Origin of the sequence: Exiguobacterium sp. s64, assembly GCF_018618035.1 — a bacterium.
GTDB classification, from domain to species: Bacteria; Bacillota; Bacilli; order Exiguobacteriales; family Exiguobacteriaceae; genus Exiguobacterium; species Exiguobacterium mexicanum_A.
In genome coordinates this window covers 131,653-157,374 of record NZ_JACSLH010000002.1, presented here as the reverse complement: position 1 = coordinate 157,374, position 25,722 = coordinate 131,653, and the positions used below count along the sequence as shown (strand labels likewise).

Below are 25,722 nucleotides of genomic sequence, written 5' to 3'. Positions count from 1 at the left end.
TGTCAGTGGTGGCCCGGAGGTTTTGGGTCACCACTTTTTTTTCAGACGACTAGCGAATTAGCGTAATATAGTGTATAGTAAAAAACGATGTTTCATATGGTAGAGGAGGTTAAGCCTTGAGTACATTATTCTGGATTCTTCTTATCGTGGCAGCACTAATCGGGGGTATTGCGATCGGTTTCTTTATCGCTCGTAAATACATGATGAACTACCTCGAACAGAACCCACCGATCAACGAAGATATGATTCGTACATTGATGATGCAAATGGGTCAAAAGCCGTCACAGAAGAAAGTCAACCAAGTGATGCGCGCCATGAACGTTCAAATGAAGAACGAAAAGAAATAAACTCGATTGACCGAAGCACTTTGCGCCCGCAAAGTGCTTTTTTCATCCAGTTTTTGTTAGACAATCGAACAAACTTTCGCTAATCTAATAGAATAGTCTGAATTCAAGACAACATAGGGGGTGTTTCCAATTCGTGTATTCAAACAACTAGCTTGGTTCTTCAAGCTCGAGTGGCGGACGTATGCGCTCGGCATCGTCTTACTCATGTTCGTCGCGGCGCTCGAACTTATACCGCCGCGCATCATCGGACGAATCGTCGATGAAATCAACCGGGGAACGCTTGGAACAGATTTATTATGGATGTTGCTCGGCGGGCTCGCGGCCGTCGGGATCGGGAACTATGTGGCCCGTTTCTTCTGGCGATACTTCATCTTCGGGGCTTCGATTCGCCTCGGTCGGATGTTGCGGAGTCAGCTCTATCGTCATTTCACCGATTTAGATCAACGGTTTTATAAGAAGTCGCGGGTCGGGGATTTGATGGCCCATGCGACAAACGATGTCCAGGCCGTCTCGACGACGGCGGGTGCGGGGATTTTGACACTCGTCGATAGCATCACCATGGGAACGTTCGTCATCATCACCATGGTGACGACCATCAGTTGGAAGTTGACGGTCGTGGCATTGTTGCCGCTGCCGATCATGGTCGCGTTGACGACGCGATACGGCAAACTCTTACATAATCGGTTCGGGGTCGCCCAAGCGGCGTTCTCTGAACTGAACGATAAAGTCCAAGAGAGCGTCAGCGGTGTCCGGGTGTTGAAGTCGACCGGGGAAGTCGGCCGCGACGTTGACTCGTTCGAGAAGCTATCCGACGAAGTCATGGCGAAAAACGTACGTGTCGCGAAAATCGACGCCTTGTACGACCCGACCATCTTCGGGATTGTAGGCCTCTCGTATATCTTGTCGATTGGTTATGGCGCGTATTTGATTGAACAAGGAGAGCTGACCATCGGACAGATCGTTAGTTTCACCGCCTATCTCGGCTTGCTCACATGGCCGATGCTCGCGTTCGGCTGGCTGTTCAATATCGTCGAACGAGGGCGGGCGTCTTACGACCGGATTGAGCGGATGCTCGCCGTCAAACCTGAGATTCAGGATGATCCGATGGCGGCGACGAAACTCGCCCATTCGGAGATTGAAGCGGATATTCGTGCGTTCCGTTATGACGAGACGCCCGTCCTGCAAGACGTCACATTCCGCCTCGAACGCGGACGGACGCTCGGACTCGTCGGCCGTACCGGTTCTGGTAAGACGACGATTGTACGCTTGTTGACACGAGAGTATGACGTACATGATGGGACGATCAAAATCGGTGGTGTCAACATTCGCCAAGTGAAAAAATCACTCCTGCTCGATAAAGTTGCCGTCGTCCCGCAAGATCATTTCTTGTTCAGCGATTCGATTGCGAACAATATCGCATTCGGCAAACCGGAAGCGAAACTCGACGAAATCATGGAGGTGGCAAAAATCGCCGAGGTTCATGATGACATCATGCGGCTGCCGGAAGGATACGCCACGCTCGTCGGGGAACGAGGTGTGACGTTGTCGGGTGGTCAGAAGCAACGGATTTCAATCGCACGTGCCCTCATGATTGAGGCGGACGTGTTGATCCTCGACGATGCCCTCTCGGCTGTCGATGCGAAGACGGAGGAGGCGATCATCGAGCATTTCCGGACCGGGAACCCTGACCAGTCCCGCTTGATCGTGGCGCATCGACTGTCTGCGGTCGAGCATGCCGACGAAATTCTCGTCCTTGAGGACGGTCGAATCATCCAACGCGGGCGTCATCAGGACTTGATTCGCGAGCCCGGTTGGTACAAAGACACGTACGATCGCCAACAACTCGAGGCGATTGTCGAAGGAGGTGGCCACCATGAAGCATGACGTTCAGGAATGGGCGGTCATTAAACGCCTATTGGCCTACACGAACCGCTACGCACGTCCGCTCGTACTCGCTTTTGTGTTCTTGCTGCTCGCCACCGGCGCAAAACTCGCAGGACCGTTCTTAATCAAAGTGTTCATCGATGAGTTCGTGACGCCTGGCGTCTATCCGACAAACTGGGTCGTCACCTTGCTCGTTGTTTATTTGGTCTTGCATGTGTCGGCGATCATCTTCGACTACTTGCAGTCGATCTCGTTCCAAAAGATTGCCTTAAAGATCGTGCAAAACATCCGGATGGATATCTTCCGTCACGTGATGGGGATGCGGCTCGCCTACTTTGACCGAACTCCGGCGGGAGTGCTTGTCTCTCGAATCACGAACGACACCGAGGCCGTCAAGGAACTGTACGTCGGGGTAATGAGCACGTTCGTACAGTCAGCGGTTCAATTGGTCGGGACGTACGTGTTCCTTTATATCCTCGAACCGACGCTCGCGACGATGGGGCTCGTCCTTGTTCCGCTGTTCTGGCTCATCATCTGGGCGTATCGCCGCTATTCGACAAAATATTTTGCCCAAGTGCGTGACTTGTTGTCACAACTGAACGGGCAATTGAATGAATCGATCAACGGGATGGGAATCGTTCAACAGTTCCGACAAGAAGAGCGGCTCGTCCGCCAGTTCGAAGAAACGAACAAGGCCCACCAAGAGGCACGCTATCGAAACTTGAAGCTCGACAGCATGTTGCTGCGACCGATCATCGAGCTGTTGCTCGCCTTCTCCATCATTGGACTGCTCGGCTATTACGGCGTCTTGTCGACGACCGAGCAAGTGCAGGTCGGGGTCGTCTATGCCTTCATTAGCTACATCGAGCGCATCTTCCGTCCGGTGCTCGACATCATGCAACGCTTGAGCGAGTTTCAACAGGCGGTCGTCTCGGCGGACCGTGTCTTCAAAATCTTGGACACGGATGAACCGGCTCCAGGAAAGAGTCTTGCTGGTCCTGCCGAAATCGGCTCCGGGGAAGTCCGGTTCGAGAATGTCACGTTCAGCTACGATGGGGAAGTCGATGTATTGAAACAGATATCATTCGTCGCCAAACCAGGCGAGACGGTCGCCCTCGTCGGTCACACGGGTAGCGGAAAGAGTTCAATCATCAACCTGTTGACCCGGTTCTATCCGTATCAATCAGGCCAAATCACGATCGACGGGTATCCGATCGAGCAGTTCGAGGAAGCCGAGCTCCGAGCCAAAGTCGGGCTTGTGCTCCAAGATCCATTTTTGTTCACAGGGACGATCGAGGATAACTTGAAACTGTTCAATCCGACGATCGACTCGGACAAAGTCCGGGAAGCGGCCGAGTTCGTGCAAGCTCATACGTTCGTCGAGAAGCTTGAGGCCGGTTACGGACATACGGTCGGTGAGCGCGGCGCGACATTCTCGAGCGGGGAACGGCAACTGCTCGCCTTCGCCCGGACGGTCGCCCGTGACCCGAAGATTTTGATTTTAGATGAGGCGACGAGTTCGATTGACACCGAGACCGAGGAGCGTGTCCAGCTCGCCCTCGATCGGATGAGACGGGGACGGACGACGATTGCCATCGCTCACCGACTGTCGACAATTCAAGATGCCGACTTGATTCTCGTCCTTCATCGGGGTGAGATCGTCGAACGAGGTAACCATCAGGCGCTTTTAAAACAGGATGGGCTGTACAAAAAGATGTACGAACTTCAATCTGGCCAACGTCTGATGTCATAAATTACAAAAAAGACACCGTCAAGGTGTCTTTTTTCCATGGAAAAAGCCCGCCACTTCAAGGAAGGACGGGCCGTTTGGTTCGATTAATTTATGTGGTCTGAAGCGTGTATGGCTAGGACGTGACGTGTAATCAGCTTGTCCAATTCTTGGCTGACATGAATCACTTCTGGAGACGTCCAACTGTGCTGCGAGGCGATTTCATACAGTTCATCGCGTTTCTGTTCAATGGCATAATGTAAGTTTTCAGCTGTGATGACCGCCACGGTGTTTCCCCCATCATTGTAAGATCGATACTGACTAATAAGAATATCCAAATCTTAGCATCTAACACTACCGTTTACAAGTTTCATTTCCATTTCAAAGATTACAAATTCAATCATGTAAGGTGCTCGGAAAAAGATGCGAGCATTTTGAAAAGGTTTTCGCTATAATGGGGCTGAAAGGTGGAAGATCGCATGGAAGTCACACTTTGGCTCGCATTTGGGGCGGGCGTCTTATCATTTTTATCACCGTGCACGCTACCGTTGTATCCAGTCTTTTTATCGTATATCACTGGGGTCTCAGTCTCTGATTTAAAGAGCGAGGGACTGCGACAACGCACGGCCTGGTTTCACACGTTCTCATTCTTGATTGGTTTCTCGATCGTCTTCCTCGTGCTCGGTCTGTCGACCTCGCTCATTGCCGACGTGTTCATTCAATATAAGGATAGTTTGCGCATGTTCGGTGCCATCCTCATCTTCGTATTCGGCGTCTTTTTGGCGGGACTTTGGCAACCTAGTTTCATGATGCGCGAGAAAAAGCTCGCTTTAGGGGAGCGTAAAAGCGGCTACTTTGGAACGGCATTGATTGGAATTGGATTCGCGGCGGGATGGACCCCGTGTACCGGACCGATTCTTGCCGGTGTCATCGCGCTCGCGGCCTCGAACCCGAGTCAAGGGATGGGCTATATGTTGGCGTACGTCATCGGCTTCGCCATCCCATTCCTCATCATGGCGAGCTTTGTCGGGAAAATCAAATACTTGGCGCGCAACAGTGCCAAGGTGGCAAAATTCGGAGGTTATTTGATGATGGCCTTCGGCGTCGTATTATATTTTGATGGCATGAATCGCTTCGCTGCTTGGATGAGCGAATTAGTAGGATTCACCGGATTTTAAAAGGGGTTGACCGAATGTCGATATTTTGGGGATCGACCCTCGTCGCACTAATGATGGGTCTGATTGCGAGCTTCGTTCGCGTCAAAGCATCAGCACGTCCGACGAATGCTAAAAAGATCTTGATTCCGCCCTTGGCGATGTCGACCGGGATGTTGCAATTTCTCGTCCCGGCGTTTCGATTGACTTGGCTCGAGGTCGGAGAAGCTTTAATCGTCGGATTGATTTTCAGTGTATTTCTCATCAAGACATCGAACTTCGAGAAACGTGATGGTGAGGTGTACTTATCCCGCTCGAAAGCGTTCTTTATCGTCGTCTTCGTCTTATTGGCGATTCGGACGGTCATGAAGGCGTTTCTCGGAGACGAAGTCAATATTTTCGCGACGGGCGGACTGTTCTATTTGATTGCCTGGGGCATGATCGTCCCATGGCGCATCGCCATGTACCAAAAATATAAACAAATCGCTTCAACATGAACGGCGTCCCTCGCGAGGGACGCCGTTTTGTCGATTATGAAGATTTTTTCGTCATGGCAGCTTCCGTCTCGGCATTGATCCCGGTGTTGGCTTTGACGAGGATGCGTTCGAAGTTTCCGGCGACTTCGTCCGACTTCGTCACGTACGTCCCCACGATGGCGGCCAGGAAGCCGAGCGGGATCGAGACGATTCCCGGGTTCGTGAGCGGGAATAACGCCTCACCGATAAAGATTGCCGAGCCATCCGGTGCCCACACGTTCGGGCTGATGGCGACGAGGAAAAGCGACGAGAATAATCCGACGACCATTCCGAACACGGCTCCGCCGGTATTGAACCGTCTCCAATAAATCGTGAACAAAATGACCGGCAAGTTCGCGCTGGCAGCGACAGCGAATGCGAGAGAGACGAGAAATGCGACGTTCATCGATTGGGCGAAGAAGGCGAGTCCCATCGAGACGAGTGCGACCGCGATTGAAGCGATTCGGGCCGCTGTGACTTGTTCTTTCTCTGTCGCTTCGCCCTTCCGGATGATATGACCATAAAAGTCGTGGGCGAACGCAGAGGCCGCCGATAGGACGAGTCCTGCGACGACGGCAAGGATCGTGGCGAAGGCGATGGCGGCCACGAAAGCGAATAATAAGTCACCGCCGAGCACTTGGGCGAGGAGCGGCGCGGCCATGTTCCCGGCCGGGTTGGCGGCGACGATGGCGTCCGATCCGACGAACGCGGCGGCCCCAAATCCGAGGAAGATCGTCAGTATGTAGAACGCACCGATGACCCATGTCGCATAGACGACGGATTGTCGTGCCGTCGGTGCATCCTTGACCGTGAAGAAGCGGATGAGAATGTGCGGTAGACCGGCCGTCCCAAGGACGAGTGCCAAATTGAGTGAAATCGTATCGAGCGGGAGCTTGAACTTGTTGCCAGGGTTCAAGAAGCTTTCCCCGAGCGGTGTCGCCTTACTGACCTCGGAAAACATGGTGAAGACGGAGAAGTCAAAACGGGCGAACACGAGGAATGAAATGATGGCGGTCCCGATCATCAACAAGACGGCTTTTGTGATCTGTACCCATGATGTCGCGGTCATCCCCCCGAAAACGACATAGACGGTCATTAAGATTCCGACGACGATGACGCTCGTCGTGTAGGGGATGCCGAGCAAGAGCTCGATGAGTGCCCCGGCGCCGACGAGTTGGGCGATCATATAAAAGATGGAGATGACGATGGCATTCATGGCGGCAACCCCACGCACACGCGGCTTGTTGAAGCGTGCCGCAATCATATCGGCCATCGTATACTTTCCAAGGTTACGGAGCGGCTCGGCGACCAAATATAGGACGACGAGGTAGGCAACGAGGAAACCAATCGAGTAAAAGAACCCATCGAACCCGGCGAGGGCAATCATCCCAGCAATCCCGAGGAATGAAGCGGCCGACATATAATCACCGGCGATGGCCAGACCATTTTGGAATCCGGTCAAACCACCGTCGGCCGTATAGAAGTCGCTTGCGGTCTTTGTCTTTCGGGCGGCGAAAAATGTGATGACGAGCGTGAGTCCAACAATCGCGACGAATAGAAGAATAGCTGTCCAGTTCATCGTCCATCCTCCTCTTGTTTGATGGCTGCGACGAGCTCGTCGAAGCGGCGGGCCCGGCGGCTATACATGACACAAAATGTCCAGGTCATGAAGAATTGAGCGAAGGCGAGCACCCAGGCCCAAGTGATCTCACCGGCGACAGCGATGTTCAAAAACGTGAAGTAGCTCGTGGAGATTGGTAACGTAAAATAAAAGATGAGTGAGAAGATGATGGATGGAACAATGAACCGGTTCTTTTCTTGCATCAACTTGTGGAATGACGAGCTCTCGACGATTGTTTCGGCGGAGCGAGTGCTGTCAGTTCGCGTGACGTGTGTGACATCATGCATCGGAAAACCTCCTTTTGGAATAAAGATACGTACATTATAGAAATGTAAATAAAGGAAAAGCTATCCATTTTTTATTGCTAAAACCCATGCATGTTATACTAATATTGGTCATACTACTTTATTGTAAGCGTTTTCAATATTGTCTATATTATGAACGGTATTTAAGAATAATTAATCTGTCGAAAAAAGGTACTTTGGACCTAGTAGTCGTATGGCACAATTTCAGTTTCGTATAACTTAGTTGAACTGGTGAAGACAAAAAGATGCCAAGCCCAAGGCCGGCATCTCGTTTCATCATTGTTGGAAATAATGTTGATACATTTTCCAGTCGATTTGTTCTTCTTCAAGCGCCTTTTTTAAAAATTTATGGTCCCGTTTCGGTGTCGCGGCGATATACCCTTTGACGACGAGCTCGGTCGTCATTTCACGGGCCCGCGTCTCGAGAGCGAACTGTCCGATTTTGCCCGCAATCTTTCGGATGGCGACGTCGCGGAACAGCTCCGGTACCGGCGTGACGAGACGATCAAGCAATGTACGCGTCTCCGGTGTCCATAAGTGGCGTGTCTTGTCGATGTAATCATCCTCGATGTCGAGGAGTGAGCGCCCGTCTTCTTTCGGCATTCGTTTTAAAAATTTGCGGAACATGAAGTAGCCGCCGATCGACATCAATCCGATCATCACGAATCCCCAGAAGACAATGAAATACATCACCAAGTTTTCTGGCATCGTCTTTCCCCCGTTCTGTCATTTCACGATCATTCAAGCTAAGTATACAAAAAAGGGGGGAGATACAAAAGCTACAGCTATCCGTTCCTTACTATAAAGATGGACGAAACGCGCGGGCTTCGTTAGAATAGATAGCGTTGCAATGAGCAAGAGCCAGTGTAAATCGTAATGTTCAGAAAGGAAAGAGCCATACATGAACCAATTAAAACAAGAAGTTGAGAAGCGGCGTATTTTCGGCATCATCTCGCACCCGGATGCCGGTAAGACGACGCTCACCGAGAAATTGCTCCTTCACGGGGGAGCCATCCGTGAAGCGGGGACGGTCAAAGCCCGTAAAAACTCTAAACACGCCAAATCTGACTGGATGGAGATCGAGAAACAACGTGGAATCTCGGTCACGTCATCGGTCATGCAGTTCGTCTATCAAGACAAGGTCGTCTCGATCATGGACACACCAGGACACAACGATTTCGGGGAAGATACGTATCGCGTCTTGACTTCGGTCGACAGTGCCGTCATGGTCATCGATGCGGCCAAAGGGATCGAGACGCAGACGAAGAAATTGTTCCAAGTCTGTCGGATGCGCGGGATTCCGATTTTCACGTTCATGAACAAGCTTGACCGACAAGCGAAAGATCCGCTCGAGCTCATGGAAGAACTTGAAGAAGTGCTCGGCATGCCTTCGGTCGCCGTGACTTGGCCGATCGGGAGCGGAATGCAGTTCGAAGGGGTATACGATCGCTTAAAAAACGAAGTGCACTTGTTCCGTGGTGACAAAGCGACGCTCACATTGAACGAAGAAGGGGTCAATGATCCAATCCTCGCCGATCACTTGACGGAAGAGAACTTAACGAACCTTCGAGATGAAATCGATCTTCTCGACGGTGCCGGCAATGAAATCGACGTCGATGCGATCCAGCACGGGAAATTGACGCCGGTCTTCTTCGGGACGGCGCTCGTCGACTTCGGGGTGACGTCATTCTTGAATCACTACCTTGATATGTCACCGGCGCCTGAGGCACGTAAGTCGAACGTCGGTCCAATCGACCCGACGTCAGAGGACTTCAGCGGCTTCGTCTTCAAAATTCAAGCGAACATGAACCCGGCCCACCGCGACCGCATCGCTTTCGTTCGCATCTGTTCGGGCGTCTTTGAGCGCGGCATGGATGTCACGCTCACACGGACGGGCAAAAAAATCAAGTTAAGCCAGTCGACACAGCTCATGGCCAACGACCGGGAGACGGTCGACAAGGCGTTCGCTGGAGACGTGATCGGGATTTATGATTCAGGCACGTACCAAATCGGCGACACGATCACGACATCGAAACAAAAAATCGCGTTCGAGGCGTTGCCGACGTTCCCACCGGAACTCTTTATGCGCGTCTCGCCGGTCAACTCGCTCAAGTCGAAACATTTCCACAAAGGTGTCGAGCAGCTCGCCCAAGAAGGAGCGATCCAAGTGTACCGTAACGAGTACAACGAGATTTATCTCGGTGCGGTCGGTCAACTCCAATTCGAAGTGTTCGAGTATCGATTGAACAACGAGTACGGCGTCGACATCCGCATGGAGCCGGTCTCGTACAGCGTCGCCCGTTGGGTGAAGGACAAGGAATTGAAGGCGCTCAAGCCGTTCCAGGACTCACGCAACATGCTCGTGACAGACCGCTGGGAGCGTCCCGTGTTCTTGTTCGCCAACGAGTTCACGTTCGACCGCTTCAAAGAACGCTATGAAGACGAGCTCACGCTCGTCGACGCCCTCGACGTCAACGTCGAGATCGGCGCAGAATAATAGATGGACGGCTCTTCATAGGGCCGTCCTTTTTTTGTTTCAGTGACTTGGTTGATTTTGATAAGTTTTACTTATGGCTAATTTGTGACGGAATGTATTTTACGTCACGCTATAGTTGTATTATGATAAACATGTGATAAGTAAGCGATTACGGCACATGCCGAAGTCGCCGCTTTCAAAAAGGGGGATATCGTATGGAACAGACGAACGTATTAGACGCTTTCAAATCTCGGACGCAGTTCGAGGTCAATGGCAAAGCGTACGATTATTACCGGCTCAAAAAGCTTGAAGAAGAAGGGGTGACGGAACTTAGTCGACTTCCGTACTCGATTCGTGTATTGCTCGAATCTGTACTTCGCCAGCAGGATGGTCGCGCCATCACGAAAGAACATGTCGAGAACTTGGCTAAATGGGGTACTGCCGAAGTCTCGAAAGACATCGATGTTCCGTTCAAACCGGCTCGCGTCGTCCTTCAGGACTTCACGGGTGTACCGACGGTCGTTGACCTCGCTTCACTTCGTAAAGCGATGGCCGACCTCGGTGGAGACCCGAACAAGATCAACCCGGAAATTCCGGTTGACCTCGTCGTCGACCACTCGGTCCAAGTCGATGCGTACGGTTTCGCCGGCGCACTCATGAAAAACATGGACATCGAGTTCGAGCGTAACGAAGAGCGTTACAAGTTCTTACGTTGGGCCCAGACGGCGTTCGACAACTATCGTGCCGTCCCGCCAGCAACAGGGATCGTCCACCAAGTCAACTTGGAGTACTTGGCTTCGGTCGTGCTCGAAAAGAATGATGGAACGGGCAATGTCGCCTATCCAGACTCGCTCGTCGGAACGGACTCGCACACGACGATGATCAACGGACTCGGTGTCCTCGGCTGGGGTGTCGGTGGAATCGAAGCCGAAGCGAGCATGCTCGGACAACCGTCTTACTTCCCGGTACCAGACGTCGTCGGCGTCAAAATCATCGGTGAAGTCAACCCGGGTGTCACAGCGACAGACGTCGCGCTCGTCGTCACAGAGATGCTCCGTAACGAGAAAGTCGTCGGCAAGTTCGTCGAGTTCTTCGGTCCATCGCTTCACACGATGCCGCTCTCGGACCGGGCGACGATTGCCAACATGGCGCCTGAATATGGTGCGACGTGTGGCTTCTTCCCAGTCGATACAGAGACGCTCAACTACATGCGCACGACAGGTCGCCCAGAAGAGTTGATTGACCTCGTCGAAGCCTACTCAAAAGCGAACGACTTGTTCTACACGCCAGACCAAGCGGATCCGTCATTCACGAAGACACTCACGCTCGACTTGTCGAAAGTAGAGCCGTCCCTCGCTGGACCGAAACGTCCACAAGACCGGATCAACTTATCAGACCTTCAGACGGCGTTCGTCGACAGCGTGACGGCACCAGCCGGACACAGTGGTTTCGGTCTTGAAAAAGCCGAGCTTGAGAAGACGGCAGCTGTCAACTACACGGACGGCGCTGTCGACATGCGTACAGGTGACGTGGCAATCGCAGCGATCACAAGTTGTACGAACACGTCGAACCCATACGTCATGGTCGGAGCAGGTCTCGTGGCGAAGAAAGCCGTCGAACGTGGTCTCACGGTTCCGAAATTCGTGAAGACGTCGCTCGCACCAGGCTCGAAAGTCGTTACCGATTACCTCGATAAAGCCGGTCTAACGCCGTATCTCGACCAACTCGGTTTCAACACCGTCGGTTACGGATGTACGACATGTATCGGTAACTCGGGTCCACTCGACCGCGAAGTCGAAGAAGCGATCACATCGAACGATTTGCTCGTCTCATCGGTCCTCTCGGGGAACCGTAACTTCGAAGGCCGCGTCCACCCGCTCGTCAAAGCGAACTTCTTGGCGTCACCGCCACTCGTCGTCGCATACGCGCTCGCCGGGTCGGTCAACTTCGATATCATGAACGAGTCGTTCGGAACGGACAAAGATGGCAATGAAGTCTTCTTCAAAGACATCTGGCCATCGAACGATGAAATCAAGATGGTCGTTCAAGACGTCGTCTCACCGGAAGCGTTCCGCAAAGAGTACGACACGGTGTTCACAGGAAACGAGCGTTGGAACGCCCTCGACGTGCCAGAAGGCAACTTGTATGACTTCTCGGACGATTCAACGTATATCCAAAACCCGCCATTCTTCGAAAACCTCGAGCCGGAAGCGGGCGTCGTCCATGCGTTGAACGGACTCCGCGTCATCGGGAAGTTTGCTGATTCGGTCACGACCGACCACATCTCACCAGCCGGAGCATTCTCGAAAACGACACCAGCAGGCCAATACCTTCAATCAAAAGGTGTCGCACCGCTCGACTTCAACTCGTACGGCTCACGCCGCGGAAACCACGAAGTCATGATGCGCGGTACGTTCGCGAACATCCGTATCCGTAACCAAATCGCACCAGGCACTGAAGGCGGCTTCACGACGTACTGGCCGACTGGGGAAATCATGCCGATGTACGATGCGGCCATGAAGTATAAAGAGCAGGGCACAGGCCTCGTCGTCTTCGCTGGGAACGACTACGGAATGGGCTCGTCACGTGACTGGGCAGCCAAAGGAACGAACTTGCTCGGCATCCGTGCCGTCATCGCGCAAAGCTTCGAACGGATTCACCGCTCGAACCTCGTCATGATGGGCGTCTTGCCGCTCCAGTTCATGGACGGAGAGTCGGCCGACTCACTCGGACTCACAGGCGAAGAGGCAATCGACATCCAAGTCGACGAATCGGTCCGCCCACGTGATATCCTGAACGTCAAAGCGACTCATGAGAACGGTACGGTGACTGAATTCAAAGTCGTCGCCCGCTTCGATTCTGAAGTCGAGATCGATTACTACCGTCACGGTGGAATCTTGCAGATGGTCCTCCGTAACAAATTGAAATAAGCCAACTGACCTTCCTTTGAAAAAAGGAAGGTTTTTTTAGTGAATGTGCGAATATAAGGTGAGACGGTGCACGATATCGGGAAGAGAATGGGGAGAGGGGGGAGTGTATGGAGCGACAAACGAAATCAGGCAAAAACTGGTGGCAACGGCTGACGCAAAAAGAGGAAGTGCCGGAGGAAGAGATCGACCTCACGCTTCCACAATTGCGAGAAGCCATCCATGAATATGAGCAGACGTTACCGAAAGGCGTCAATCGTACGGTCTTACTCGACGAGGCGCAAGAAATCGATTTGGCTCGACTGAAAAAACACTTGCCCGGAAAACCGAGACAGCGGTTTTATATGTCAAAAGAGACGTTTCATATCGTTCCCGAGGACGAGCGGGAATTAGTTTATGAGATGGATCAAGTGCAGCGGGCGCTCGATTTATATTTCGAACAAGAAAAAAAATTACCGCTCCGAAAATTCCAACAGACGTTACAACTTGATTTGACACGATTACGTGAAGGCGGGTATTTAAAAGTGTTGCCGAAACGGCCTTATTACGTCGTGGACGAGACATTGATCGTCTCGCTAGAACCGAAGCCGCAAGAGTGACGAAACCGAATCGTCACTCTTTTTGTCAGCGGCACGATTACATGCCGAGGGGTTGAGTCAGGTTTATAAACTATGTTACGGTGGAAAACGTATATGAAAATAAGAAAATTGAATAGGAGTGAGATTATGGAAAGAAAAAGCCAAGTGACGACCGTTTTCCTCGTTTCAGCCATCATCACGGTCTTGTTCACGATTTGGGGTATCTTCCCTGAGCGCCTCCTCGGTAACGCGAGTCTCTTGAACGTGACGACGAAGTTACAAGGTTGGCTCTCGAACGGGATGGGTTGGTTTTATTTGCTCAGCGCGACTGGGATTTTACTCGTCGCCGTCTTTCTAATTTTTTCGAGATTTGGTTCGATTCGACTCGGCAAAGATACGGACCGACCAGAATTCAGCTATTTGACATGGTTCGCCATGTTGTTCAGTGCCGGAATGGGGATTGGCCTCATCTTCTGGGGGGCAGCAGAACCGTTGTCGCATTTCCATGCACCACCGTTTGAGTCGCCGACGCCGGAAGGCGATGCGCGCACTGCGATGCGTTATTCCTTCTTCCATTGGGGCTTCCACCCGTGGGCGATTTATGCGATGATCGCGCTCGCTATCGCCTACTCGACGTTCCGCAAAGGTCGTCCGGCGACGATCGGAGAGACGATCGGATCGCTCGTCAATGACCGCTATGAACGTCCTGTCAAACAGACAGTCGATATTTTAGCAGTCATCGCGACCGCTTTCGGTGTCGCGACCTCGCTCGGATTCGGGGCCCAGCAAATCGCAGGTGGTTTGCATTACTTGATTCCAGACGTGCCGAACGCGTTCTCGACACAACTGATCATCATCGCCGTCGTAACGGTGCTATACATGATCAGTGCTTCGACGGGTCTCGAGAAAGGGATTCGAATCTTGAGTAACACGAACATCTTCCTTGCCATCGTCTTGCTCGGTGCAACACTAGTGGCTGGACCGAGTGCGTTCATCCTCGATTTGTTCACACAGACGATTGGGACATACTTGCAACAGTTGCCGACGATGAGTTTCCGTACGGGTGCATTTGAGCCTGTCGAACGGGAATGGATCAACGGGTGGACGATTTTCTATTGGGCATGGTGGATCTCATGGTCACCATTCGTTGGAACGTTCATCGCCCGCGTCTCAAAAGGTCGCACGATTCGTGAGTTTATCATCGGGATTCTACTCGTTCCGACATCGTTCGGTCTACTTTGGTTCTCTGTCTTCGGCGGATCGGCCATTTGGGCTGACTTGTTCGGCGGCGCAGCACTGATTGACCAAGTCAACGAGATCGGGACGGAAGTCGGGTTGTTCGCCTTGTTCGAGACGTTCGGCGGATTTGGGACGGTACTCAGTATCGTGGCCGTCTTCTTGATTTCGACATTCTTCATCACGTCAGCAGATTCGGCCACCTACGTGCTCGGAATGCTGACGACGAACGGGAAACTGATCCCGCCGATGCGCATCAAGTTGATTTGGGGCTTCATCCAGTCCTCGATCGCTGCCGTCCTCTTATATGCAGGTGGGCTCGGAGCGCTGCAAGCGGTCGCCATCCTCGTCGCGTTCCCGTTCATCTTCGTGTTAATCCTGATGATCGTCGCCTTGTTCAAAGATTTGTCTGACGAACCAGACGAACGGGACAAGTATATTGAAGCGTATAAGCAAGAAGAAGATAAGCTCGGATAAACGGAAAGGGTCTCGATTGAGGCCCTTTTTTGGTTGTAAATGTTTTGCAGGACCTTCTCGCTAGTGTAGGATAGTAAGTGAAGAAGATTGGGAGGGCATTTTATGAAACAACACGTAAAGAAGCGATTGAGTTGGGTGATTTTTGCCGGTATTCTCATTGTCGGCGCCCTGCTCGCCTATAATTTTTATTTGGTCACCAATTTAAATGACGACGACGGCCGCACCAATCGGGCCGAGCCTTTCTATACGTCTGTGGTCATCGGCTATGAAGAGAAAAAGTTGCCGGAGGACGGGGAGACGCTTGAAGTTCGTGAATATAAAGTGACATATGACGAAGACGGACATTTCGTGTCCGAGGTCGTAGAGGGCCCGAACGTCGGTGCCCGTGCCGAGTGGGACGGGACCGTCTATCGTGAGTTCAATCAGGACGGTGAGGAGACGAACAGTCAAGAGACGAGCTCAGGCGCGGTCGCCCCGCACCCGTTCTTGTCACGGGCGACGAACGAACAGATTCGTAAATGGCTAGACGACGGAACACTTGGCTCGAGCGAAGGCGATGTCGATATCATCGGTCGTACGGCACAAGCGTTCGTCAAGAAAGAAACACCGGAAGCCGTCCCAGCAGAATGGGTCGAGAAGTATCCATCGATTTTCAGTGAAGATGAGAATGAAGAAGCGGTGACGTACTATGTCGATGCGAACGAGCGCATCCTGCTCGCCGCCGAGTCGCGTAACAACGGAAAGTTGTTCCATTCGATTCGCATGACTTCTTTTGAATCACGATAATCCGGCGAGGAGCAGACTGAGACGTCGGCTCCTTTGTCGTCTAAAAAGGAGAATATTATGAAACAGATCACCTTGGAGCAAGTCCAAACCGATTTGACGGCTTGGGAAGAAGGTGGGCGCGTCGATGAAGCGGCTCTCCTGTCTTACGCCCATTGGTCACGCGCGACCGGGCATCGTCAAGAATTGATTCGCACACTGACACTACTCGCGACGAGACGGTTACAGCACCGTCAGTCGATCGACCCGCTGTTAACTCGTTGGGTGAAAGAGTTGGAGTCGCTCGGTGCTTTGCCGCCAGCCCTTCGTGTCAGTCAATTGTATGATCTTTTGCGGCGCCACAAGCAACAGCTGCATGTCGAGTGGCCGAAGCTACGCGAGACGGATTACGCGTCGATGAAAGTTCAAATATTGACCGAATATGAGTCGAAGACATCCGAGTTGCTCGAACATCTCGAGCAGCTTCACGATGAGATTGACCGCGCCAAATCTGATTTACGGGACTCGGAGTTTAAAGGGCAACTCGAACGTTTGTTCATCGTCGTCATCGAAGCGATGCAAGAAGTTGCCGCGCTCGAAGACGACACAGCCTCACTCTTGGCGTCGATGCAAGGGAATTATTTCAGCCGCGAGGCGTTTCACCGCTTCGGCGAACGAGTCGGTCTCGTCAAGGAACGACTCGACGCGATCGTTGCGTTGTTACCAGAACAAACTGAAGCGACACGGTCGAGTGCGATTGAGTCGCTTGAGTCGATGATTGGCTTGTCTGACGTGAAGCAACGTGTCAAAGCATGGTATCGGTTCTTGTTGTTCCAGAAAGAGCGTGAGAAAGCGGGGTTCTCGTCCAAACACCAACCTTCACTCCATCTCGTGTTCACCGGCAATCCAGGGACCGGCAAGACGACGCTCGCGCGTCTCATGGCCGAGATTTATTTCGAGCTCGGTCTGCTCGCACGTCCCGATGTCGTCGAGGCGGACCGGTCGAGTCTCGTCGGTGCGTTCGTCGGTCAAACGGAAGAACAGGTCATGAACAAGGTGAAGGAAGCCGAGGGCGGTGTCTTATTCATCGACGAGGCGTATGCCTTGAAACGTCAAGATGCGAGTGGGAGTGACTATGGACAAGCAGCCATCGACACGCTCGTCGCCGCGATGACGAGCGGGGAGTATGCGGGAAAATTTGTCGTGATTCTCGCCGGTTACCCGGAAGAAATGCGTCATTTTCTGCTTGCGAACCCAGGACTTCGTTCCCGCTTCCCGGAATCCAACCATTACGAGCTCCCGAATTACAGTGATGACGAACTCGTCGCCATCGGTGAAAAAGTGGCGGCGGAGAACAACTACGTCCTGACGGTCGAAGCGAAGCGCGCCTTGATTGCGCGAATCGACCGGGAACGGGTCGACGCGACGTTCGGCAACGCGCGGACGGTGCACAACATTCTACTCGACGCCATGTTCAAGAAAGGGTCGCGATTTGGTGCCGATGCCCCACTCGACGAGATGGCCCTCCTGACAGAAGTCGATTTTGATATGGATGCGACCGAGGATACCTCCGGTCCGACACTCGACGATTTGGTCGGGATGGATGAGGCGAAACGTCAACTGCGCGAGATTGAGGCACTCGTCACGATTCAGAAGCGTCGGCGTGAACTCGGGTTGAAGACGGCACCCGTCCAGCTCCATGCCGCCCTCGTCGGGAACAGCGGGACCGGAAAAACAACGTTCGCCCACCTGTACGCCCAGCTCTTGAAGAAGACGGGCTATTTAAAACGCGGACATTTGAAAGTCGTCAGCCGGGCCGATCTCGTCAGCGGCTATGTCGGACAAACGGCACAAAAAACGAAAGCCGCGATTCGCGATGCGCTCGGTGGCGTGTTGTTGATTGATGAGGCATACAGCCTGAATGGAGGACCGAACGACTACGGGCGTGAAGCGATTGATACGCTCGTCGACGAGATGCCAAAGCATGGAGACAACCTCGTCGTCGTGATGGCGGGCTATGAGGCACCAATGCGTCGCCTGATCGACTCAAACCCAGGGCTCAACAGCCGGATCAAACGGACGATTCACTTCGAGGACTACTCGCTTGAACAGCTCGTCGATATCGCCAAGAAGTATGCCGCAAAATTCGGCTATACGTGTGATGAAGATGTCAGTCTGGCACTCCTTGACCGTCTAAAAGAAATCGACCGACCGAATGCACGGACGGCCCTATCGTTGATCGATGAAGCGATCGCGAGACAATCATATCGTTTGATCGAAGCATCGTCACAAGACAGTGAATTGAATCAGATTTTAGTAGTAGATATTAAGACCAAGTTATAATATAATCAAGTTGAAAGTGAGGACGATTCAATGCATACGATTCAGATTCCGGTCCGCTATCAGGAGACCGACATGATGGGCATCGTCTATCATGCAAACTATTTAGTATATCTTGAAATGGCACGCACCGAATTGTTGCGCCAGCTCGGGGTCGAATATAAAGACATGGAGGAAGCGGGATTTGTTTCCCCAGTGACGAACGTCTCGGTCGATTATAAGAAGAGCGTGACGTACGGAGACACAGTCCACGTACGAGTTTGGGTCGATAGTTATTCGAAGGTCCGGACGGTCTACGGCTATGAGTTGACTGATCAAAACGGTCATCTCGTCGGTTCGGCGAAGACCACACATGTCGTCGTCAAACGCGGTGACTTCAAACCGATTCGACTCGACCGTGAGTTTCCTGAGTGGCATGACATGTATATGCGCGTCATGAGTCCCGTCTTATAACAGTGGTTCTTTTGTACCGTCAGTATGGTATCATATCTTGACGGTATTTTTTGTACAATGAAAGGGGAAGATCGCATGCGAAAACCATCTATGCTGATGGTGTGCTGCGCCTTGACGCTCACATTAGTGGGCTGTACCACAAGCGACCAAAGCAAAACGGAAGAAACCGAGAACAAACCGGCCGAAACCGAACAACAAACAGAAACTCCGACCGAAACGCCGACGGATAAAGAAGACGAGCAAGCAGAACAACCGACTCCGGAAACGGAGGAACCGACAGCGGAAGAGCCTTCCGAGGATCAGCCTGAAGAAGAAGTGCCGGTTGCCGAGGCCCCTCCTGTAGAGGAGCCGACTGAAGCGCCGAGCGAACCGCTTGAACAGAATGGGACGGCGAATTTGAAGCTCGATACACTCATCCTTGTCAATAAGCAAATCGCCTTGCCAGCGGGCTATAAACCAGCCGATCTCGTGACGGCGAATATCGATTTCGTCGAATCGGCGACCGGGGAGCGGAAGATGCTTCGTAAAGAAGCGGCACAGGCCATCGAGAAGCTCATGACGGGCGCGAAAGCGGCCGACATTGAGTTGAAAGGGACGAGTGCGTTCCGTTCCTACGATTATCAAGTGCAACTGTTCAATAACTATGTCGCCCGGGACGGGAAAGAACAGGCGATGAAATATTCGGCACCACCAGGACACTCGGAACATCAGACCGGGCTCGCCATCGATGTTTCGAGCGCCTCGGTCGGCTATCAATTGACACAAAGTCTAGATCAGACGAAAGAGGGCAAGTGGTTGGCCGACAATGCCCACACGTACGGATTCATCGTCCGTTATCAACGTGCATATGAGGCCGAAACCGGTTATATGTACGAACCGTGGCACTTACGCTATATCGGGGTAGAGCATGCGACGGACGTCCACAAGGCGAACGTCCCGCTTGAGCACTATCTCGAGCAATTAATGGATTAAGGGGAATTGCGATGCCTTACATGACAGAAATCATCATCATTTTAATCAGCTATTTACTCGGTGCGATTCCGTTTGCTCTTATCGTCGGAAAACTCGGCTATAAGGTCGACGTCCGGGAGCATGGGAGTGGGAATTTGGGCACGACGAACACGTTCCGTGTGCTCGGCAAAAAAGCCGGCACGCTCGTTCTGCTCGGGGATATGGGTAAAGGGTTGGTGGCAGCGCTATTACCGCTCCTCTTCGGGAGCGAGATGAGCTTGCTCCTCGCCGGGATCCCGGCCATCATCGGTCATTCGTATCCGGTGTTTGCCAAGTTCAAAGGCGGAAAATCGGTGGCGACGAGTGCGGGCGTTCTGCTCGCGGCGTTCCCATGGTTTTTCGTCGTCGTCGTCGGGACGTTCCTCGTGACGCTGTTCGTCTCGAAGATGGTATCGCTATCTTCGATGGCTGCCGCAGCCGTGGGGATCGTGACCGTCGTCACGTATGGTGTCATCGCGAAAGATTGGCTACCGCTCATCGTCATCGTTCCGCTCGCCTTGTTCATCATCATCAAACACCGCACGAACTGGCAGCGGATTCGCTCCGGCACTGAACCGAAAGTACCACTGTTCCAAAAACGAAAATGAATGTTTCGATGACCGGCAAGCTCTCGGAGGACACGGAGAGAAGGTCGGTCATTTTCATGAGATGCGCTCGGGATTGAAAGCAAGATGTCAACGTTCGACTGTCTTTTTTGTGGATTTCTGTTGATTTTCGTCGAAATGAGCGAAAAATCTGTTGGATTTGCCCGTTCTTTACTTTCTGTTTACGTTAAATTTACATCCGTTCGCTACACTGAGAAAGGAAGCGATATTTGCGGAGGAGGCAGGGAAGTGTCTTTAATTGGAGAAGAACGTAAGCAAAAGATTGTGGAATGGATTGAACGAGAAGGCAAAGTGAAGACGAGTGAGTTGATTGAACGGTTGAACGTCTCTGGGGAGTCGATCCGCCGCTACTTAGAAGAACTTGAAAAAGAACATCGCATCAAACGGGTGTATGGCGGGGCGGTGCTGCATCAAAGCGTATCGTTCCAACCGATGATGATTTCAAACATGGACGGGATTCGTCGCATCGCCTATACGGCGTTTCAGCTCGTCGAGGATGATACCCTCCTTTACATCGGTCATGGGGTCGCCCCGGAACAAGTCGCCGCGAGACTTCGCGGACGAAATTTGACGGTCGTCACACCGTCACTCATGGCGGCAAAGGCCCTCTTCGAGCAACGGGCCAAAGGCGTCTTCACGGGGGACATCCAACTGCTCGGCGGCACGATTGATCCGAAGCATCTCGTCACCGTCGGCGAACACGTCTTGCAGCAGTTAAAGACGTACATGTTTGACATGGCGATTTTCTCTGTCGAGGGGGTCGATCCCTCGCTCGGTTTGACGTGTGATGCTCACGGTCTCTCGACCGTGACGCAAGCGGTACTCGACCAAAGTAGACAATGTTTACTACTGGCCGACCATACCCAGTTCAACCAACAAAAGCGGTATTGGGTCTCCGATTTTTCCAAGGTGACGACAATCATCTCGGATTTCCCGGAGCCCGCAGATTGGAAACGTGCGTTAGCGGAGCACGAGGTCGAATGGCGCTTCGCACCTTAATAAGGAGGCAGAAGACATGATTGAAGTGATCGTGACCACATTGAAAGAAGCGAAACAGGCAGAGCGTTACGGGGCGGACCGTCTCGAATTGATTGCGGATATGCGAGCTGGCGGGACGACACCAAGTTTCGGGACGATTCGAAACGTGCTCGAACAAGCGACGATTCCGGTCCACGTCATGATTCGTCCGCATGCAGACTCATTCGTCTATGATGAAGCGGACGCGGAGACGATTTTGGCAGACGTCGGTCTGTGTCGTGAGCTCGGAGCCGATGGCATCGTGTTCGGTGCTTTGACGAATGACGGGCGCATCGATGAGGCACTGCTCGGGGAAGTGATTAAACATAAGGGCGAGATGGCATTGACGTTCCATCGGGCCATTGATGACGCGGTCGATTTGATGGACGCCATCACCGTGTTGAATGATTTCCCTGAAGTGGACCATGTGCTGACGTCTGGCGGTCAAGCGACGGCATTAGATGGCTTAGAGCGGTTGAGCGCGATGCACGACGTCGCGGAAATGAACATCCTTCCAGGCGCTGGGATCACGGCGGACAACGTGTCCCAACTCGTCGACCGATTAGGCATTGACTTTGTCCATGTCGGTAGTGGTGTAAGGACCGATGGACAGCTAGATGAGCAGAAGTTCAACGCCATCAAGGAAACGATGACACGCTAAAAACAGTCGGATGACTGTTTTTTTGCTATAATGAAAAAAACGATACAGTAGGTGAAGTCATGCAATCATCAGTCTATAAACAATTTGCCCTTCGGATGTTGTCCGGGAACTGGGGCATCTCGCTCCTTGCGGTCGTGGCAACGATGCTCGTTCAAGCGGTCATCACGACGCAGCTCGATTTAGAATCGACCGACCCGAGCATCCTGTTCGTCTCGATCGGTTTGCTATACACCGCGACCGTCTTGCTCGCTCCGCTAGAACTTGGCCGCAACTGGGTATTCCTCGACATCGCGAAAGCCGAGAAACCGTCGTTCGGTCTGCTGTTCGAAGCGTTCGGTTCGCTCAAAGATTACATGCGTGCCGTCACGTATTATGCCGTCTTTTATCTCGGTTTGAACGTGCTCATGCTGTTCTTGATCGTGCCGGGAATCTGGTTCTATTTGACGTATCGGATCGTCCCGTTCGTCCTACGGGACCGCCCGGAACTATCCGCTTTCGGCGCGATGCGTGAAAGCCGCCGTCTCATGTTTGGACACAAGCGCACGATGCTTCGTCTATATGCGAGTTTCATCGGTTGGTATGTGCTCGTCTTATTCACCGGCGGATTGGCCTATATCTTCGTGCAACCTTATATCAACACGGCGCTCGCCGGACTGTACGTCGAAATCAAGGCAGAAACAGAAGCAAACGAACAACCGGTCGGCTGAATGAGCCGACCGGTTGTTTTTATGTCCCGTGCCGATCCGACTTTTGTGGGTCGGGAGCGTCACGGAACTCGTCTTTCTCTTCTTTTGAGGCATGTTCATGCCATTTTTTCGCTTGTTCCGTGGCGATCGGAATCGCCTTTTGATCGGAGTAGCCTTGGGCGAGCAAGGCGTTGGCGATATCAATGGCTTTCTTTTTGACGAGCGGGTCGAAGTTTTTCAGTGATTCCGGATAATCTTTCATATTCCATGGCATCTTACATCGCTCCCTTCTGTACTACTAATTCCACGAGCGAGCCGATTCAAACGTCCTGGTGCATGTAGTATTCGATGAGCGCCTGCGTCCCGTTCTCGCCGTAGCCGTTCTCTTCGAGGATTGAGTACAGTTTATGCGCCAACTCGAGGCTCGGCAGTTTGATATTCAACTGGTCTGCGCTCTCGAGGGCAAGTTTCATATCTTTGATGAAATGTTTGATGAAGAAACCAGGAGCGTAGTCCTCGATGATCATCCGCGGGACAAGGTTCTCGAGCGTCCAGCTGCCGGCTGCGCCGCCTCGGATCGTCTGGCGCAGTTGATCGGGATTGAGCCCGGCTTGTTTCGCAAAGGCGAGCATCTCGGCGTTGCCCATCATGATGCCGGCGATTGCGATTTGATTGGCGAGCTTTCCATATTGGCCACTCCCGGCATAGCCCATCCGTTCGATCGATTGGCCCATCGCCTCGAACAGCGGTCGTGCCTTCGTGAAGGCGTATTCGCCGCCACCGACGAGAATCGACAACGTCCCGTTCTTCGCACCGACATCGCCACCCGTGACCGGTGCGTCGAGCGGGAGTAAGCTGCGATCGATTGCCGCCTCAGCGATACGTTCGGCAAGCGTCGGCGAAGACGTCGTCATATCAATCACGAGCGTTCCCGGCTCGGCCGACTGCAAAATCATACCGTCCCCGAAATAAAGGCTCTCGACGTCAGACGGGTAGCCAACGATGGTGATGACGGCATCGGCGTTTTGACAGACGGCTTCGACCGAATCACACCAGCGGACACCTTCCGCCAATAAATCAGCCGCCTTCTCTTTCGTCCGCGTATACGCTTGGACTTCGAATCCCGCCTTCATTAAGTTTCTGACCATCGATCGACCCATCACACCGAGTCCGATAAATCCGATTGTCTTCATAATTGATTGCCTCCTAAAAGTTGTTGTTTCACGAGTCGTTCATAGAGTTTGTTGTCCCGAAGCAACTCTTGGTGCGTCCCGAGCCCGCTGATGCCGCCGTCCTCGAGCACGACGATTTGGTCGGCATGTTGGACGGTCGAAAGGCGGTGGGCGATGACGAGCGTCGTCCGGCCTTTCATGAGCCGGTCGAGCGCTTCTTGGACGACACGCTCAGATTCCGAATCGAGACTTGATGTCGCCTCGTCGAGCAATAAGATTTGCGGGTCGCGTAACAGCGCCCGGGCAATGGCGAGTCGTTGTCGTTGACCACCCGACAAGCGGACGCCGCGCTCACCGATCTCTGTATCGAGCCCGTCCGGCATCGACTCGATGAACGACCAGGCGTTGGCCATGTCGCAGGCTCGTCGAATCTCGTCCTCGGTCGCTGTCCGGGTCAAGCCGTACAAGATATTTTGTCGCACCGTCCCGGATAGGACGGGCGAATCTTGGGCGACGTAGCCGATGACTTGCCGCCATTCGTTGCGGCCGTAGGTTGAGATATCCCGGTCCCCGTAATAGATGTGACCGCTCGACGGAAGGTAGAACTGCTCGACGAGGGCAAACAGTGTCGTCTTGCCGGCACCGCTGCGTCCGACGATGGCTGTCGTGGCACCGAACGGGACAATGAGGGACACGTCGTCAATCACAGGTTGGTCGCCATAACGGAACGTCAGGCCCTCGAACGAGAGCGACGACTGTCGAATCGTCGACGGCTCAGCCGTGTACGGTTCCGGCTCGATGGCGAGCAGTTCCGATATTCTTTCGGTCGCCCCGCGTGCTTTTTGAAGCCGGGTGATAAACTCCGTCATCGTGATGAGCGGCGTGATGATTTGGAACAAGTACAGCATGAACGCGAGCAACGAGCCGGTCGACAGGGCACCGGTCGAGACCCGATAAGCCCCGAAGCCGAGAATGGCGATCAGCATCGCCGTCAACGTGACGTTCAAGAGCGGAATCAAGATTGCTTGAATCCGTCCCTCGCGCACACCGAGACCGAAGAGCCGCTCGATGCGGCGTTTTCCTTCTGCGACCTCGACGGATTCGGTCGCCTGTGATTTCACGAGCCGAATCTCCCCGAGCAGTTCGGCGAAAAACCCGGACAAGTCACCGAGTTCATGTTGGGTCGCCTTGGCGATTTTCCGAAGTTTACGCCCGAGCGGGATGACAATCAAGAGTGTCGTCGGCACCGAGAACAAGATGACGAGCGTCATCTGCCAATCGAGTGTGAATAAGATGCCGACAGCGCCGATGACCGAGACGAACGACGTCAACAAGCGGACGCTCTGTTCGGACAAGAGCTGCTGCAACGTCGTCGTGTCATTGTTGAGCCGCGAGACGAGATCCCCCGATTTGACGCCGTCATAGAACGGAATCGGAAGCGCGATGAGATGCTCCCATAACGTCGTCCGCAGGTTGGCGACGACGCGTTGTCCGACGATATGTAACCAATAGATCGAAATCGCGCTCGAGATAACTTGAATTAGAAACGCGATGACGAAGATGGTGACGAGACGGGCGTCGAGCGCGGCCTCGCTCCAATTGTCGACGACGCGTTGCAAGATGAGCGGGATGGCGAGTGACGCCATCGCTTGGAGCAACGAAATCAATACAGCGCCGATGAACAGACCTTTCGGTGGTCGAGCGACGCGGAACAAGCGTAGAAAGGCTTGCCATGTGGATGTGGACTCCATGATACGTCCCCCTTT

The 25,722-nt window shown here is 52.9% G+C and carries 24 protein-coding genes; 17 read left to right on the top strand and 7 right to left on the bottom strand.

From position 1 onward, the window contains the following. The first annotated feature begins 116 nt into the window (after positions 1-116). The 3 genes from KNP64_RS04355 to KNP64_RS04345 all read left to right on the top strand — a co-directional run bounded on the left by KNP64_RS04355 (position 117) and on the right by KNP64_RS04345 (position 3,984). Positions 117-347 (top strand): YneF family protein, encoded by a 231-nt coding sequence (locus KNP64_RS04355; protein ID WP_021067584.1) that lies wholly within the window; start codon positions 117-119, stop codon positions 345-347. Between the two features lie 129 nt (positions 348-476). Further along, the gene (locus tag KNP64_RS04350) at positions 477-2,231 is read left to right on the top strand and encodes an ABC transporter transmembrane domain-containing protein (RefSeq protein ID WP_214763582.1); all 1,755 of its coding nucleotides are present in this window, start codon (positions 477-479) and stop codon (positions 2,229-2,231) included. Further along, on the top strand, positions 2,221-3,984 hold the full coding sequence (locus KNP64_RS04345; RefSeq protein ID WP_214791956.1) for an ABC transporter ATP-binding protein: 1,764 nt from the start codon (positions 2,221-2,223) through the stop codon (positions 3,982-3,984). Before KNP64_RS04350 ends, KNP64_RS04345 begins: the two co-directional genes overlap by 11 nt. 83 nt (positions 3,985-4,067) lie before the next feature. Here the strand turns inward: KNP64_RS04345 and KNP64_RS04340 are convergent, their stop codons facing one another. Next, a complete protein-coding gene (locus KNP64_RS04340; RefSeq protein ID WP_034777785.1) occupies positions 4,068-4,247 on the bottom strand; it encodes an aspartyl-phosphate phosphatase Spo0E family protein in 180 nt (59 codons plus the stop codon). A gap of 192 nt (positions 4,248-4,439) precedes the next feature. Between KNP64_RS04340 and KNP64_RS04335 the strand changes: the two genes are divergently transcribed. Beyond that, positions 4,440-5,138: a cytochrome c biogenesis CcdA family protein gene (locus tag KNP64_RS04335; RefSeq protein ID WP_034777784.1), complete on the top strand. Its 699-nt coding sequence runs from the start codon at positions 4,440-4,442 to the stop codon at positions 5,136-5,138. A gap of 20 nt (positions 5,139-5,158) precedes the next feature. After that, the gene (locus KNP64_RS04330) at positions 5,159-5,611 is read left to right on the top strand and encodes a CcdC family protein (protein WP_034779932.1); all 453 of its coding nucleotides are present in this window, start codon (positions 5,159-5,161) and stop codon (positions 5,609-5,611) included. Between the two features lie 34 nt (positions 5,612-5,645). On the opposite strand, the gene KNP64_RS04325 is transcribed toward KNP64_RS04330, so the two are convergent. From KNP64_RS04325 to KNP64_RS04315, 3 genes are all read right to left on the bottom strand, one after another. Continuing rightward, a complete protein-coding gene (locus KNP64_RS04325; protein ID WP_214791958.1) occupies positions 5,646-7,208 on the bottom strand; it encodes a solute symporter family protein in 1,563 nt (520 codons plus the stop codon). Beyond that, positions 7,205-7,537 (bottom strand): DUF485 domain-containing protein, encoded by a 333-nt coding sequence (locus KNP64_RS04320; protein WP_214711308.1) that lies wholly within the window; start codon positions 7,535-7,537, stop codon positions 7,205-7,207. The genes KNP64_RS04325 and KNP64_RS04320 overlap by 4 nt, the downstream gene beginning before the upstream one ends. Before the next feature lie 294 nt (positions 7,538-7,831). Further along, positions 7,832-8,263, bottom strand: a complete 432-nt coding sequence (locus KNP64_RS04315; protein WP_034777781.1) for a DUF2621 family protein — start codon at positions 8,261-8,263, stop codon at positions 7,832-7,834. A gap of 193 nt (positions 8,264-8,456) precedes the next feature. Between KNP64_RS04315 and KNP64_RS04310 the strand changes: the two genes are divergently transcribed. The 12 genes from KNP64_RS04310 (at position 8,457) to KNP64_RS04255 (ending at position 22,805) form a co-directional block, all read left to right on the top strand. Further along, the gene (locus tag KNP64_RS04310; protein ID WP_214707626.1) at positions 8,457-10,052 is read left to right on the top strand and encodes a peptide chain release factor 3; all 1,596 of its coding nucleotides are present in this window, start codon (positions 8,457-8,459) and stop codon (positions 10,050-10,052) included. A gap of 194 nt (positions 10,053-10,246) precedes the next feature. Continuing rightward, a complete protein-coding gene (acnA, locus tag KNP64_RS04305; protein WP_214791960.1) occupies positions 10,247-12,961 on the top strand; it encodes an aconitate hydratase AcnA in 2,715 nt (904 codons plus the stop codon). Positions 12,962-13,068: 107 nt separating this feature from the next. After that, positions 13,069-13,557 (top strand): DUF3939 domain-containing protein, encoded by a 489-nt coding sequence (locus tag KNP64_RS04300; protein WP_214791962.1) that lies wholly within the window; start codon positions 13,069-13,071, stop codon positions 13,555-13,557. Between the two features lie 126 nt (positions 13,558-13,683). After that, positions 13,684-15,249 carry a BCCT family transporter gene (locus tag KNP64_RS04295; protein ID WP_214791964.1) on the top strand — a complete coding sequence of 522 codons (1,566 nt, stop codon included), beginning with the start codon at positions 13,684-13,686 and terminating at the stop codon, positions 15,247-15,249. 102 nt (positions 15,250-15,351) lie between these two features. Beyond that, positions 15,352-16,035: a hypothetical protein gene (locus tag KNP64_RS04290; protein ID WP_138859346.1), complete on the top strand. Its 684-nt coding sequence runs from the start codon at positions 15,352-15,354 to the stop codon at positions 16,033-16,035. A 57-nt stretch (positions 16,036-16,092) separates the two neighbouring features. Then, the gene (locus tag KNP64_RS04285; protein ID WP_214763189.1) at positions 16,093-18,354 is read left to right on the top strand and encodes an AAA family ATPase; all 2,262 of its coding nucleotides are present in this window, start codon (positions 16,093-16,095) and stop codon (positions 18,352-18,354) included. Positions 18,355-18,384: 30 nt separating this feature from the next. Continuing rightward, positions 18,385-18,804, top strand: coding sequence for an acyl-CoA thioesterase (locus tag KNP64_RS04280; RefSeq protein ID WP_034777763.1), 420 nt, complete (start codon positions 18,385-18,387; stop codon positions 18,802-18,804). 75 nt (positions 18,805-18,879) lie between these two features. After that, entirely contained in the window at positions 18,880-19,776 is an 897-nt protein-coding gene (locus tag KNP64_RS04275) for a M15 family metallopeptidase (protein WP_214791966.1), read from the top strand. 11 nt (positions 19,777-19,787) lie between these two features. Then, the gene (gene plsY, locus KNP64_RS04270) at positions 19,788-20,402 is read left to right on the top strand and encodes a glycerol-3-phosphate 1-O-acyltransferase PlsY (protein ID WP_371815275.1); all 615 of its coding nucleotides are present in this window, start codon (positions 19,788-19,790) and stop codon (positions 20,400-20,402) included. Positions 20,403-20,648: 246 nt separating this feature from the next. Then, complete coding sequence (locus KNP64_RS04265; protein ID WP_214791968.1) at positions 20,649-21,419, top strand: DeoR/GlpR family DNA-binding transcription regulator; 771 nt, start codon at positions 20,649-20,651, stop codon at positions 21,417-21,419. Positions 21,420-21,435: 16 nt separating this feature from the next. Further along, positions 21,436-22,098, top strand: a complete 663-nt coding sequence (locus tag KNP64_RS04260; protein WP_214791970.1) for a copper homeostasis protein CutC — start codon at positions 21,436-21,438, stop codon at positions 22,096-22,098. Between the two features lie 59 nt (positions 22,099-22,157). Further along, the gene (locus KNP64_RS04255; RefSeq protein ID WP_034777756.1) at positions 22,158-22,805 is read left to right on the top strand and encodes a DUF975 family protein; all 648 of its coding nucleotides are present in this window, start codon (positions 22,158-22,160) and stop codon (positions 22,803-22,805) included. A 19-nt stretch (positions 22,806-22,824) separates the two neighbouring features. Here the strand turns inward: KNP64_RS04255 and KNP64_RS04250 are convergent, their stop codons facing one another. Genes KNP64_RS04250 through KNP64_RS04240 form a run of 3 tightly spaced genes read right to left on the bottom strand, consistent with a single transcriptional unit; the run spans position 22,825 to position 25,707 of the window. Then, entirely contained in the window at positions 22,825-23,058 is a 234-nt protein-coding gene (locus KNP64_RS04250; RefSeq protein WP_052090131.1) for a DUF2188 domain-containing protein, read from the bottom strand. Between the two features lie 46 nt (positions 23,059-23,104). Next, a complete protein-coding gene (locus KNP64_RS04245; RefSeq protein WP_214791972.1) occupies positions 23,105-23,977 on the bottom strand; it encodes an NAD(P)-dependent oxidoreductase in 873 nt (290 codons plus the stop codon). Further along, positions 23,974-25,707: an ABC transporter ATP-binding protein gene (locus KNP64_RS04240; protein WP_214791974.1), complete on the bottom strand. Its 1,734-nt coding sequence runs from the start codon at positions 25,705-25,707 to the stop codon at positions 23,974-23,976. The genes KNP64_RS04245 and KNP64_RS04240 overlap by 4 nt, the downstream gene beginning before the upstream one ends. Between the last annotated feature and the right edge of the window lie 15 nt (positions 25,708-25,722).

Coding starts and splice junctions, on each gene's coding strand:
- KNP64_RS04345 (WP_214791956.1), top strand. CDS start 2,221: ATGAAGCATGACGTTCAGGAATGGGCGGTCATTAAACGCCTATTGGCC.
- KNP64_RS04335 (WP_034777784.1), top strand. CDS start 4,440: ATGGAAGTCACACTTTGGCTCGCATTTGGGGCGGGCGTCTTATCATTT.
- KNP64_RS04325 (WP_214791958.1), bottom strand. CDS start 7,208: ATGAACTGGACAGCTATTCTTCTATTCGTCGCGATTGTTGGACTCACG.
- KNP64_RS04320 (WP_214711308.1), bottom strand. CDS start 7,537: ATGCATGATGTCACACACGTCACGCGAACTGACAGCACTCGCTCCGCC.
- KNP64_RS04315 (WP_034777781.1), bottom strand. CDS start 8,263: ATGCCAGAAAACTTGGTGATGTATTTCATTGTCTTCTGGGGATTCGTG.
- KNP64_RS04310 (WP_214707626.1), top strand. CDS start 8,457: ATGAACCAATTAAAACAAGAAGTTGAGAAGCGGCGTATTTTCGGCATC.
- acnA (WP_214791960.1), top strand. CDS start 10,247: ATGGAACAGACGAACGTATTAGACGCTTTCAAATCTCGGACGCAGTTC.
- KNP64_RS04300 (WP_214791962.1), top strand. CDS start 13,069: ATGGAGCGACAAACGAAATCAGGCAAAAACTGGTGGCAACGGCTGACG.
- KNP64_RS04295 (WP_214791964.1), top strand. CDS start 13,684: ATGGAAAGAAAAAGCCAAGTGACGACCGTTTTCCTCGTTTCAGCCATC.
- KNP64_RS04290 (WP_138859346.1), top strand. CDS start 15,352: ATGAAACAACACGTAAAGAAGCGATTGAGTTGGGTGATTTTTGCCGGT.
- KNP64_RS04285 (WP_214763189.1), top strand. CDS start 16,093: ATGAAACAGATCACCTTGGAGCAAGTCCAAACCGATTTGACGGCTTGG.
- KNP64_RS04280 (WP_034777763.1), top strand. CDS start 18,385: ATGCATACGATTCAGATTCCGGTCCGCTATCAGGAGACCGACATGATG.
- KNP64_RS04275 (WP_214791966.1), top strand. CDS start 18,880: ATGCGAAAACCATCTATGCTGATGGTGTGCTGCGCCTTGACGCTCACA.
- plsY (WP_371815275.1), top strand. CDS start 19,788: ATGCCTTACATGACAGAAATCATCATCATTTTAATCAGCTATTTACTC.
- KNP64_RS04260 (WP_214791970.1), top strand. CDS start 21,436: ATGATTGAAGTGATCGTGACCACATTGAAAGAAGCGAAACAGGCAGAG.
- KNP64_RS04255 (WP_034777756.1), top strand. CDS start 22,158: ATGCAATCATCAGTCTATAAACAATTTGCCCTTCGGATGTTGTCCGGG.
- KNP64_RS04250 (WP_052090131.1), bottom strand. CDS start 23,058: ATGCCATGGAATATGAAAGATTATCCGGAATCACTGAAAAACTTCGAC.
- KNP64_RS04245 (WP_214791972.1), bottom strand. CDS start 23,977: ATGAAGACAATCGGATTTATCGGACTCGGTGTGATGGGTCGATCGATG.
- KNP64_RS04240 (WP_214791974.1), bottom strand. CDS start 25,707: ATGGAGTCCACATCCACATGGCAAGCCTTTCTACGCTTGTTCCGCGTC.